At 48.0% G+C, this 12725-nt stretch carries 10 protein-coding genes; all 10 read left to right on the top strand.

Translation table 11 applies throughout. The features are described 5' to 3' along the window. The first annotated feature begins 105 nt into the window (after positions 1–105). The 10 genes from FW415_RS18255 (at position 106) to FW415_RS18210 (ending at position 12720) form a co-directional block, all read left to right on the top strand. Positions 106–585 carry a hypothetical protein gene (locus FW415_RS18255; RefSeq protein WP_148387945.1) on the top strand — a complete coding sequence of 160 codons (480 nt, stop codon included), beginning with the start codon at positions 106–108 and terminating at the stop codon, positions 583–585. Between the two features lie 90 nt (positions 586–675). Continuing rightward, positions 676–2079, top strand: coding sequence for a hypothetical protein (locus tag FW415_RS18250; RefSeq protein WP_246858795.1), 1404 nt, complete (start codon positions 676–678; stop codon positions 2077–2079). 301 nt (positions 2080–2380) lie between these two features. Next, a complete protein-coding gene (locus FW415_RS25190; protein WP_210420731.1) occupies positions 2381–3151 on the top strand; it encodes a hypothetical protein in 771 nt (256 codons plus the stop codon). A 3-nt stretch (positions 3152–3154) separates the two neighbouring features. Then, positions 3155–4429: a tail fiber protein gene (locus FW415_RS18240; RefSeq protein WP_148387942.1), complete on the top strand. Its 1275-nt coding sequence runs from the start codon at positions 3155–3157 to the stop codon at positions 4427–4429. A gap of 90 nt (positions 4430–4519) precedes the next feature. Further along, complete coding sequence (locus tag FW415_RS18235; RefSeq protein ID WP_148387940.1) at positions 4520–8071, top strand: hypothetical protein; 3552 nt, start codon at positions 4520–4522, stop codon at positions 8069–8071. Positions 8072–8172: 101 nt separating this feature from the next. After that, positions 8173–9762, top strand: coding sequence for a DUF6443 domain-containing protein (locus FW415_RS18230; protein WP_148387938.1), 1590 nt, complete (start codon positions 8173–8175; stop codon positions 9760–9762). Next, entirely contained in the window at positions 9749–10321 is a 573-nt protein-coding gene (locus FW415_RS18225; protein ID WP_148387936.1) for a hypothetical protein, read from the top strand. The genes FW415_RS18230 and FW415_RS18225 overlap by 14 nt, the downstream gene beginning before the upstream one ends. Next, positions 10267–10650: a hypothetical protein gene (locus FW415_RS18220; RefSeq protein ID WP_148387934.1), complete on the top strand. Its 384-nt coding sequence runs from the start codon at positions 10267–10269 to the stop codon at positions 10648–10650. Before FW415_RS18225 ends, FW415_RS18220 begins: the two co-directional genes overlap by 55 nt. 148 nt (positions 10651–10798) lie before the next feature. After that, the gene (locus FW415_RS18215; RefSeq protein ID WP_148387932.1) at positions 10799–11212 is read left to right on the top strand and encodes a hypothetical protein; all 414 of its coding nucleotides are present in this window, start codon (positions 10799–10801) and stop codon (positions 11210–11212) included. Further along, the gene (locus FW415_RS18210; protein WP_210420730.1) at positions 11149–12720 is read left to right on the top strand and encodes an RHS repeat domain-containing protein; all 1572 of its coding nucleotides are present in this window, start codon (positions 11149–11151) and stop codon (positions 12718–12720) included. The genes FW415_RS18215 and FW415_RS18210 overlap by 64 nt, the downstream gene beginning before the upstream one ends. The last annotated feature ends 5 nt before the right edge of the window (positions 12721–12725 follow it).

Genomic DNA, 12725 nt, shown 5'->3' with positions numbered 1-12725 from the left:
CCTATGCGGCTCAAAACCCTGGATGCATCCCTGATATTCCATTTCCGCGGCAGCTCTCCATGGCTTCAGTGCGCCGATTATTAAACAATATCAAGTTACTATACTATGGACATTATCACGTACCAGGATTTTCATCACATCCGGCTAAGCGATTTTTACGCCGGTGCCGATATCAGGGAGATCGATAACTACGAGTTTATGGGTGAGCAATGGATAGGGGAGCTTTCCGGTTTTAACACCTGTCTCCGGCTGATCTCCAATCCTGATGAAACGAGAGCGATTTCCCTTGATTTTACAAAAGACGACGCAGGGCTGGCGGAAAAAGCGCTGAGTGTGCTGCAGCTTCCCTTAAAACGTTCTTGCACGGAAAGGGATCTGGCTGCACTGTTCGGAGAGCCGCAGAAGAAACTGCGCCTTGCCAAGGATACCATGACGCTGGATTATATCATCGGCGAAAATTGCAGCTATTATTTGTCCTGCACCTTGCACCATATCAACGGCCTGATGTACCTGGATATGATCCATGAAGATAAAGTGATCCGCAAGATGAAAGGTAAAGAGAAGAAAAAGGTAATGGAGGAATAGGATATTCTGAATATTTGTCTATTTTTAGTATCAATTATCTGATCTATACCTGAATAAATGACCCGTAACCCGTTTTTAACCTTCTTCCTTTTGTTTGCATTATCCATCCCCGGTTTTGCACAGGATAGCATTGTAGCCCGCGTACAGCAGGTTCCGGAAAAATACATCGCCCAGGTTGGTCAGAAGACCCGGCATTTTGAGCAGCAACTGGATAAACGGACTGCCAAAGCGCTGGACCGCATGCTCAAACAGGAGAAAAAGTTGCAAAGCAAACTGGCTAAAGTAGATTCGCTGGCGGCAAAGAATATCTTCACGCGATCGATTGACTCATTGGGGAACCTCAAATCAAAGCTCAAGGGCAAAACAGACAAATATCAAAAGGTTCTGGGCGGACAATATTTCGGGTACCTGGATACCTTGCAAAACTCTTTGGGCTTTCTGAAAGAATCGAAGGAATTGCTGGGCAAAACGAAGGACATACAAGGCAAGCTCGGCAAGTCGATGGAAAGCGTAAAGCAGCTGCAATCAAAACTGCAGCAGGCGGAGCAGGTGAAGAACTATATCCGGGAGCGAAAGCAGCAGCTAAAGGCACAGCTAAGCCAGTACACGAATATGACAAAGGATCTGCAGAAGATCAACAAGGAAGCCTATTACTACGCCCAGCAGATCAACGAATATAAATCCGTATTCAAGGATAAAAAGAAAGCCGAGGCCAAGGCCATGGAATTGCTGAAGAAAGTACCGGCATATAAGGATTTTATCAGCCGGAACTCCCAGCTGGCCAGTCTTTTTAATCTTTCCTCCGGCAACGGGGCAAACCTGGAACAAAGCCTGGAGGGACTGCAAACCCGGGCGCAGGTGGACCAGATGCTGCAGCAAAGACTGGGCAGTGGAGGCCCTAATGCGCGGCAGGCTATTGCCCAGCAGATGGAAGCCGCCCGTTCACAGTTCGAGGAGTTGAAAAAGAACTTCCCGGATCTGGACAATGCCGGTGATATGCCCGATTTTAAGCCGAAGGAAATGAAGACAAAAAGCTTTCTGCAACGGCTGGAGTTTGGCACAAATGTGCAATTTCAACGGTCTTCCCAGTTCTTTCCTACAACGGGGGACATAGGAGGGCAGGCTGCCTATAAATTCGACAAGAACGGTAGCGTTGGTCTTGGTGCCGCTTATAAGCTGGGCCTGGGCACCGGATTTGATAATATCCGTATATCCCATCAGGGTGTGGGGTTGCGGTCTTTTGCCGATTACAAGCTGAAAGGTACTTTTTTTGTGAATGGAGGTTTCGAGTTCAACTATAATACGCCGTTCGAGAATATGCGGCAGTTGTCGAATGTAACGATGTGGAGCCGTAGCGCCCTGCTCGGTATCAGCAAAAAATACAAGATCAATAATAAGCTGAAAGGGAATATCATCCTGTTGTATGATTTTCTGGCCAATCAGCAGATCCCTCGTACCGACCCGATCAAGTTCAGGTTAGGGTACAGTTTTTAACCTGGATAATTTATACCTTATGAAATTTGTTTTGTTGCTCGGCTTTGTTGGCCTTTTTGCGATGCCTTTGCGGGCGCAGAATGTTTTTCCGACTACAGGGAATGTAGGCATTGGAACAAACGCACCTTCGCAGCGACTTCATGTAAGTGGCGGGAATTTGAGGGTTACTGACCCTGGGCCGTATCCTTATGGAGTGAATATTGATATTAATTTCGCTGGTGGCTGGGCAAGAGAATTCAGTCTTTCCTATGGAGGAACGGGTAAGCTTCTTGCATTTGGGACCTATGGGATTGATTCAATTATGCAATACGCCTACATCGGTGGCAATACCACTGCTTTTTCTCCATATGCATCACCCTGGATGACTTTCAGGCCCAATGGCAATGTGGGGATCGGGACTATTACGCCCGGATCGCTCCACAACATCAATCAAAACACTTTTACTACCTATAATGCGTCGGACAGGGTGGTCTCCATTCATGCAGATAACATGCCGGTATTGGAACTCAGCCGCCCCGCAGGAAGCACGAACGGTACAAAAGTAGGCGCGCTTTACTTCACCAACACCCTCAACCAGTCAGACGCGCACCGGCAAATAGCCGGCATATGGGCGGAGAACGCCGGTAATCCTACCTATCCCGCCTTATCCGGCGGACGGATCGTTTTTATGGCGAAGGCATATGGTGGTGGAACGCAGCATAAAATGATGTTCGATGAAAAAGGGAACCTGGCACTTGGAACATCCAATCCCTATAACTACAAACTGGCAGTAGAAGGAATAATCGGCGCCCGGAAAGTAAAAGTAACGCAGCAAACCTGGGCTGATTTTGTGTTCAAGCCGGGTTATGCGTTGCCCACTTTGCAGGAGTTGTCGGATTATATCAGGGAGCATCAGCATTTGCCCGGAATACCATCGGAGGCAGAGGTATTGGCGGATGGAATTGATCTCGGAGAGATGAATAAAAAACTGTTACAAAAAATAGAGGAGCTGACCCTGCATGTGATTGATCTGAATGAGCGCCTGAAAGCACTGGAGCAGACGCCTGAAAATAATGAAACAGAAAATAAGTAACCTATGAGATATTTGATTTGTTTGTTCCTGTTCCTGTTTTTCGGCGATGGCCTCAAAGCTCAGGTTACCGGGTCGATCTTTGTGGATGGAGACGTTGACAAATTTTACCCGGTGACGTTCTATGATGGCGCCAGGAGCAGCAATATTGCCACCGAACTGGAAATTGGCCGTACAAATGTTCATACCGACAGCCTTTGGCGTGGCTCAATTATTTCGAAATTCAGGTATCACGTTACCGGATGGGGAAATGGTTCGAGTTTTCTCGATGCCGATATACGGCAGGCCAACCCCAGTAATCCTACGATAAAGTTGTTTATCGGTGGCTGGCGGGATGCAACAGTGGCCAGTTCTTCCGGGAGGATCATCATCTGGATGAGGGGAGGTGGAACCACATACTATTACAATGCCAATGCAGCCGTTACCCCCATGGTATATGACGGCGTAGAGAATGCCCTGCCCTACCAGGAGCCAGGCGGTCCCGCGCACAGCTTTAAAACAGCGATAGACGGTTATGTGAATGTACAGGGAATGTCCACCAGTAGTGCCGCTTATTTTAATGGTACTACCGCCAGTTATTTTAGTGGTAGTCTGGGCATTGGCTCTCCGACATTGTTCGCTGGCGCAAATAACCAGGGGCTACATATCAATAAAGGGGATCATTCTTCCATTTTTCTGGGAGACCCCATGGGAGTTGGGTATGGGGGGATTGTGCAGACATCGGATACCAGGCATCGGGTGTTCCTTGGTGCGAATCTCTTTGATGACCCTGCACTCAGCTGGCGCAACCCGAAAGCCGGGAAAGGTGCTGCAGGCATCAGTATCATAGCAGATGAAGGTTCATTGGGGACAATGATTGATTTTGTCACCAGTACAGACGGCAGCTATACACGTAGAATGACCATTCTCGGGAATGGCAACGTAGGCATTGGCACGGCAACTCCAGGCTCCTACAAACTCGCGGTGGAAGGAACCATAGGGGCACGAAAGGTCAAGGTGACGCAGCAGACCAACTGGGCAGACTTCGTGTTTGAGCCGGATTATCAGTTGCCTTCGTTGCAGGAGGTGGAGGCATTTGTCAAGAAACATAAACATCTGCCGGATATTCCATCGGCAAAGGAAGTGGCGGCGGATGGTGTGGATCTGGGGGAGATGAACAGGCGGTTGTTGCAGAAGGTGGAGGAGCAGATGTTGTATATTATTGAGTTGAATAAGAAGGTTGCAGAACAGGGGCGGCGTATTGAACAGTTAGCAGAATTGGGTTATCTCAAAACCCAGTGATACATTATTCGGGATACTTGTCTAATGTCAATCTGATCGTTTGTATTATAAATATTCAACACTAAAATTTAATGTACTAATATTTCTTCTATGTTACAATTCAATTTATTTGGTCAGTGCTGGCGGATATTTGTCATTTTATCTTTCATGCTGACAACTATTAAGGCCTCGCTTTATGGGCAACAAGCTGGGGATCAGAATCTTGGTACAATGAAGATAGTTCCCGTCTCTCCAAATGCTGCATCTTTGGGGAAATTTGGCGATGTGCCGGTTGGCCAATTTACAGGGCTGCCGAGTGTTTCCATCCCTTTTTTTGAAATAGGTACTGGTGATTTGAAATGCGGAGTTTCTATGGCTTATCATGCTTCTGGGATGAAGGTGTCTGACGTCGCTTCATGGACAGGTACTGGGTGGTCATTAAACGCAGGTGGAGCAATATCGCGCTCGGTAAGGGGACTGCCGGACGAATATGGTTTTCTCGATCCTGTAATGACCGTAAAGTTTCTTGATGAGCATCGTGACGATCCAAACTACAGTTTATCCATTCGATATAAATTAATAGATGCAGGGAGAGGCCAGTTTGATACGGAGCCAGACATCTTCTATTTTAGTTTCGATAACTATTCAGGGAAGTTCTATTACAATCAGGAAACGGAGAAATTTCATACCATTACCAAAAGTAATCTTGTAATTAATTATATTCCGAATGAGGGTTTCACGATAAAGACAGAAAGTGGAAACACCTATTATTTTACTGAAAAGGAATATACAAATGTTCAAACCTACTGCAATACGGGAGGTCCCGATAACCCGGAGTATAACATATCTTCTTGGTACCTCAAGAAGGTAGAAAATAGAACTAGTTCAGATCTTATCGAATACGAGTACAATAACAATGCTACTTCTTCTTTTCGCACCGCAAATTCGAGTACTTATTATATAGGGTTGAGTTCCTCCGGTAGTTATTATGGGGACTATCCTGCTCCGCAGGATCAGGATTGTTATTCAGAAATTTCTATCAATTCACGGAAGTTAAGCAGAATCAATTTCCGTGGGGGGTATGTTCTATTTATATCCAACACAAACCGTTGTGATCTTATAGGAGAAAAGGTATTGGATAAGGTTGAGTTATTTGACTATAATGGGGTGCTGAAAAAACGATTTACACTCCAGTATGGATATTTCGGTGGCCCGGGGCTGCCTGCGGTTTGCAATGATAATATTCAGGCCGAAAAGGTCCGCTTAAAACTTAAGTCCATTCGTGAAGAAACTGAAAATGGAGGTATTCTTGAGCAACTGGATCCATATGTTTTTGACTATGAAAACGAAAATGATAATTTTCCAGACAGAAGGTCATTCTCTCAAGACTACTGGGGATACTATAATGGCGCGGTGGGTAATGCAAGTTTAGTACCACAACTGATGATGGGCTCGACTGTGGTGATGGGCTCTGGATATGACAGAATGCCGAATGCCACTTATACAAAGTATGGTGTGATAAAGAAAATAACATACCCTACAGGCGGTTATACCGACTTTTATTTTGAGAATAACAAGGTGTCTGGGGCATATGGTCCACCACCACAGAACTATCAATATGCTTATTTGTCGGGTGATCAGGTAGGGACGCAAACATATTATGAGAAAGAGTTTGTGATTAACAGGGTTGCTGGAGGTGCATACATAAATCTGTCTTTTGGTTTGCTGGGTTGCATGGTGGATTATAACGATTATTACGACTATCCAGGTTTGCGTTGTGCGGACTTAAAAATAATTGGTCTGACTCCTGGAACAGTATCTAAGGATGTTAGTCCAAACTATGAACAGGATACTTACTATTCCAATACACTTTATTTACCTAATGGTACCTACCGGACGACAGCCAATTTTATACAGAGTGGAGTGGATTTTCGCAATTTTTACTATGAAATTTCCTGGGTTGGTGACCCAATATCACCAGTAAACCAAACTGTGTTGGCAGGTGGGCTCCGAATCAAAAAGATAGTGGATTATGATGGTATTAGCCATAGTAATGACAGGGTCAGGAGTTTTGAATATGTGAATGAGGAAGATGGGAATGCGTCCGGATCCTTTATCGGGCCCTGGTCTAATTCGTTTGAAAGTGATTTCACCGTAGAGTTTAATTCTATAGAGCCGGCGCATGAGAACGTACCTCCTATAGCCAGAAGATATACTGTAAATTATTTACGACGAAGTTCTTCCGGGAATTATCCCCTACTTACATCCGGAGGAAGTTATATAGCGTATCGCTGTGTGATTGTACATGAAGGTGATAGCAGCGTAAATGGCAGGACAACTTACAATTATTCGTTTGCGCCTGATGATATAATTCCTGTATTTCCATTTCCTTATACTTTGAAGGATTGGACGAGGGGGAATGTTGAGATTTCAGACATGTACGGAAAATACAATCAGGCTTTGGAACTTGTGCGTAGTACCTTAAATTCATACACATATTCTTCTATAACTGATCCGCTCGTAACGAATGCTCAACTAGGATTGAAAACTGGTTTTTCTACTAATATCATATGGGATAACGAATCAGAATGGAGTCTGTTATTTGGACTGGACTCGATTCAGAAGTCTAAAATACCGGTAACGGTCGCTTATCCTACAATCAGTGGTATTTCTCAGCTGGAAGAGTCCGTTGTGGGGGAGGTGGCAACGCAGGGGTTTCTTCAAAGAAATACCGTCAATACTTACAATGCCGTAAATATGATGCCAAAAACGGTCGAAGTATCTACAAGCAAAGGTGAACAGTCAATAACAAAAATTACTTATCCTGTAGATTATTCTTCAGCACAAATGCCGGTATGGATGCAGCAACTCATACAAGGGAATATGGTGACTATGCCGATAGAAAAATTGTTTATAGAGAAAAGGCCAAATGGAGATTTATATGTAGTAGGTGGTACGATTACTACTTATAAAGAGAATCAGTCAATGGTAGACGAGGTGTACGCGTTAGAATTAGTTAATCCTGTTCCCTATACTTCCTTTACAACGAGCTATGTATCTGCGGGAGTTTTTCATATGGACCCGAGATATAGAAGTCGTGTATCTTTTTTAGAGTATGACGAGGTTGGGAATATTCTTCGTCAGCAGAAAGCAGACGATTATGAGCTGTCTTATCTGTGGGATGATATCGCAATTTATCCTATTGCGGAAGTAGTTAACGCCATGCGTAAAGACATGTTTCATACATCCTTTGAGACTACTGAAGGGAATAGTAGCCTGAACGATAGCCAAACAGGGAGAAAGAGCAGGGTGGGTGGCTATACCCGCTCTCTCGCAAATCTGACTAATGGTAGCTATATTCTAAGCTACTGGGTTAAGAATGGCAGTAGTTGGAGTTATCAACAACAGGATGTTATAGTAAACAACAATGCATATACAATTAACGTAGCTGGACAGATAGATGAACTACGTTTCTATCCAGCGAATTCACAGATGTCAACTTATACCTTCGACCCGCTAGTAGGTATAACGAGTCAATGTGACGTTAATAATCAGATAACGTATTATGAGTATGATGGGTTTGGCAGACTCCGGCTTGTGAAAGATTTGAATGGGAGTATCCTGAAGCAGTATGGGTATCAATATCAAGTCCCGATAAACTAAAAAAACTAAAGTAGCGCTTATTGTGAAAGAGGATTTTTCTGCTAGAAGCGAAATAGTGAATTGGTGTATTTTAATTCATATTAGTGATTTAATTTTCTTATATGCACAAAATTAGTTATTGTATTCTTCAATGGCTGCTTACTACTTTATTGGCTATACTTAATTTGATCGTTTATTCCCAAACGCCCGGCGGCCCCGCCCGCCCTTCAGCTACCCCGGTAACGCAGCCCTCGGCCTATACAAACCCGACGCTCAACTACATCCGGACCTGGGAACCGAGCAAGCCGATGACCGACCCTGTTGCGGTGATCTCCACCGCCAATCCGGTAGCCGACGTAAAACAGTCCACCCAATATTTCGATGGCCTTGGCCGCCCCTTGCAAACGGTGAGCAAAGGCATCAGCCCTGCCGGGCGTGACCTGGTGGCGCCGGTGGTGTATGACGCCTTCGGGCGGGAACAGTTCCAATATTTGCCTTATGTGCCGCAGAGCGGCAATATGAGCGATGGGCTGTTCAAGACCTCGCCTTTCGCCGGACAGGCGGCTTTTTACAATAATAAAACATCACTGCACCCCGGGTTGATGGGGGACACGATATACTACAGCCGGACGGACTATGAAGCCTCACCCCTGAACCGGGTGCTGAGTACCTACGCCCCCGGCAACAGCTGGGCCAAGGAAGGTGGCAACCGCCCGGTGAAAATGGACTACCTGGTCAACACCGCAGCGGACTCGGTGCGGATCTGGACGATGCCCACCTCCGGCACGATCCCGACCTCCACGGCTACCTATGGCGCAGGACAGCTCTACAAGAATGTGACCACAGACGAGCGCGGCGGCAAGGTGGTGGAGTACAAAGACAAGGAAGGACAGGTAGTGCTGAAGAAAGTACAACTGGCCGCCAGTCCGGGCACCGCCCATGCAGGCTGGCTCTGCACCTATTACGTGTATGACGATCTGAACAACCTGCGCTTCGTGATCCCGCCGCTGGCGGTAGAACGGATCAACAGCAACTGGAACGTGTCCACGGTAGCGGCAGGCCTTTGCTTTCAGTACCAGTACGACCACCGGCAGCGGATGATCGAAAAACGGGTACCGGGCGCAGGGCCGGTGCAAATGGTCTATGACAACCGTGACCGGCTGGTGTTCACCCAGGACTCCGCCCAGCGGGCCAAAGCGCCCACGAAAGAATGGCTGGTGACCTTCTATGACGGGCTGAACCGCCCGGTGATGACGGCGCTGTATTCCTCCAATGCCACAAGAGCCCAGCTGCAAGACACGATGAACACGGCCACCGGCAGCAGCAGCCAGAGCTATGCGGTGCCGGGTCCAACGGACCTGGTGCTGGGCCAGCGGGTTGCGGGCATCACCAGCTACAAGGCGCGCAACAGCATCACCTTCCAGGATGGCTTCGAGAGCGAGACCGGGGCGGAGTTCCTGGCCGAGATCGACCCCACGCTGACCACCGGTACCACCACGGTGACGGTGACCAACCCTTTGCCTGATATCACCGGCTACGAGCCGCTGACCTATACGTATTACGATGATTATACCTACACCGGGGCCAAAGCCTACACGGCGGCCGATACCGGCAAACTCCCCCGGGTAGCTGCCCAATACCCCGAACCGCTGATCGCCAGCCCCATGACCCGGGGTATGGTAACCGGACGGAGTACGGGTGCTGGGGACTGACCAGTGGCTGACGACCACCCTGCGGTACGATGCCAAAGGCCGGGTGATCCAGACCCTGTCCGACAACCTGCAGCATGGAGAAGAGGTGGTCACCACCCGGTACGATTTCTCCGGGAAAGTGCTGAGCAGCTACCACCACCATAAAAACCCGGCCAGCGGCACGATCCCCGCCACCCGGGTGCTGACCAAACACCAGTACGACCATGCCGGGCGGCTGACGGAAGTGCGCAAACAGCTCAACGACAATACCACAATGGAACGGATCGTGGCCAAAATGGAATATGACGAGCTGGGGCAGCTGAAAACCAAAAAGCTCGGCTCAGCGGACAATGGCACCACCTATATCGACCAGCTGGCTTATGAATACAACATCCGGGGCTGGCTGAAGAGCATCAACAAGGACTTTGTACTGTCACCCAGCGGCACCGGCCGCTGGTTCGGCCAGGAGCTGAGCTATGACCATGGCTTACGGAGAACCAGTACAACGGCAACATCGCGGGATCAGTGGAAGAGCGGACAGACAAATACCAGCGCTCCTACGGTTACCGCTACGATATGAGCAACCGGCTGCAATCGGCCCAGTTCACCCAGCAGAACAGCACCACCAGCTACGGGAGCTGGCAAAGCAATGTGATGGATTTCTCGGTGCCGCATGTGAACTATGACGCTAACGGGAACATCCTGAAGATGAAGCAGAGCGGGCACAAGAACAATGTTCCCGCGGTGATCGACCAGCTGCGGTATGAGTACACCACGAACACCAACCAGCTGCGCTTCGTGCGGGACAGTGTGAACGATATCAGCACGACGCTGGGCGACTTCAAAGAACCGCCGCAACAACAGCTCCAACAATGCCTCCCCCGCAACGGACTTCGACTACACCTATGACGGTAACGGGAACCTGAAACAGGACAAGAACAAGGATATTGCCTCGATCACCTACAACCACCTGAACCTGCCGCAGCTGATCACGATCACAGGGAAGGGCACGATCGCCTACACCTATGACGCCACGGGAGCAAAGTTGCGCAAGACGGTGACGGATCAAACAGTTTCCCCGGCGAAGGTGACCACCACGGACTACATGGGCGGGCTGGTGTACGAGCGGGATACCCTGCAGTTCGTAAGCCATGAGGAGGGCCGTATCCGGGCGGTGTTCCAAACCGGTCAGCCGTTGACCTACCACTACGATTACTTTGAAAAGGATCACTTGGGCAATGTGCGGCTGGTGCTGACGGAGCAGACGGACTTTTCGATGTACATGGCGAGCATGGAAACGGAAAGCGCCGCCAAAGAGAATGCGTTGTTCAGCAATATCGATGCGAGCCGCAGCGCGCGGCCTCCGGTTACCCGGAAGAGGAAAAGACCACCAGCAAGAATGAATTTGTGGCAAAGCTCAACGGCAATGACCCTGACAAGAAGATCGGCCCCTCGCTGGTGCTGCGGGTAATGGCCGGCGACACGATCGCGATCGGCGCCAAAGCGTTTTACAAATCCACCGGTCCTGTTGACCGGAAACAGCCGCTGGCGCCAGCGGCAGATATGGCGGCAGCGCTGGTGCGGGCGTTCGCCCCCGGTGGCGCGAGTGCGGCAGACAAAACATCGGCCCTCAGCGACAATGCCTCCCCGTTCAGCGAAGGTTTTTTCAACAACGACTACCAGCGGCTGAAGGAGCAGGACCCGGGCAAAGACCCGAACGGACAGCGGCCGAAGGCTTACCTGAACTTTGTGCTGTTCGATGACCGTTTCAATATGGTGGATGAGAACAGCGGGGTGCGGCAGGTGCAGGCACAGCCGGATGAGGTGCAGGTGTTGGGGCAGGACAAGATGGTGATCCAAAAGAGCGGATTTTTGTATGTTTACACAAGCAATGAGACGCCGCAGGATGTTTACTTTGATGAGGTGATGGTGATGAGCATGCCGGGGCCGGTGTTGGAGGAGACGCATTATTATCCGTTTGGGTTGACAATGGCGGGGATATCTACCAAAGCTCCCAACAGATTAGAGAATAAGTTCTTGTACAACGGGAAGGAGTTACAGAACAAGGAGTTCAGCAATGGTGGAGGCTTAGAGTGGTATGACTATGGAGCGAGATTTTATGATCAGCAGATTGGGCGTTGGCATAAGATAGACAATAAAGCAGAATTGTATTTTGCAACTTCATCATATGTCTACGCTTTAAATCAACCTACAAATGCAGTTGATCCCGATGGGAATCTTGTCATTTTTGTAAATGGGAATCATTTTGGTTTTTCGGCCCCGGGGAGCAGCTATTGGCAGACAACGGAACGGGTAAAGGTTGGAGAAAGGTATTCGGGGTCAAAATACGGAGAGCAATGGTACAGTCCTGTTTATGAGAATCGGAATAGATCGTTTGATGGTGCAGTTATGGCCCAATTAGGGGATACGCATGCAAAATACTATGATGGCTCAATAGGAGGATGGCATCCTATCGGGGAGGACAAGAGGGCTTCTGCAACAGCCGCTGGTCGCGAGTGGTATGGCTATCAATTTGGAAAAGCAGATGCAAAACAGATAATAGAGAGCCTGGCTAGGGATAAGAATGGTAATATTATTGAAACAATCAAGATTGTCACTCATAGTATGGGAGGTGCGTTTGGTAAAGGACTGGTAAAGGCACTAAAAGAATATATAAAGGAAAATAAGTTGGAGTATCATGTCAGAATAACTTTGGTTGCGGATTTTGATCCTTATCAGGCCGGAGAATTAACAGCAGATTCGGATATTAAAACAATGCAGTTTATTCATAAGAATAACAAAAATGTAAAAGGTATGGGGTGGCTTGCCAATGAAACACAAAAAGGAATGGGAGAAGGAGATGTTTCTACCAATACAGGTACCAGTACAGATCATTCAATCTTTACATTTTTAAATGAGGTCTCGAAGCTATCAGAAGGTACTTATAAATGGGATGGTAACAAATGGGTTAAACAATAGTGGTA

It is taken from the genome of Chitinophaga sp. XS-30, from assembly GCF_008086345.1.
In the GTDB taxonomy this organism is placed as follows: Bacteria; Bacteroidota; Bacteroidia; order Chitinophagales; family Chitinophagaceae; genus Chitinophaga.
The sequence above is the reverse complement of the archived record's forward strand: the minus strand, read 5'-3'. Positions and strand labels throughout refer to the sequence as shown.

Coding starts and splice junctions, on each gene's coding strand:
- FW415_RS18255 (WP_148387945.1), top strand. CDS start 106: ATGGACATTATCACGTACCAGGATTTTCATCACATCCGGCTAAGCGAT.
- FW415_RS25190 (WP_210420731.1), top strand. CDS start 2,381: ATGCAATACGCCTACATCGGTGGCAATACCACTGCTTTTTCTCCATAT.
- FW415_RS18240 (WP_148387942.1), top strand. CDS start 3,155: ATGAGATATTTGATTTGTTTGTTCCTGTTCCTGTTTTTCGGCGATGGC.
- FW415_RS18235 (WP_148387940.1), top strand. CDS start 4,520: ATGTTACAATTCAATTTATTTGGTCAGTGCTGGCGGATATTTGTCATT.
- FW415_RS18230 (WP_148387938.1), top strand. CDS start 8,173: ATGCACAAAATTAGTTATTGTATTCTTCAATGGCTGCTTACTACTTTA.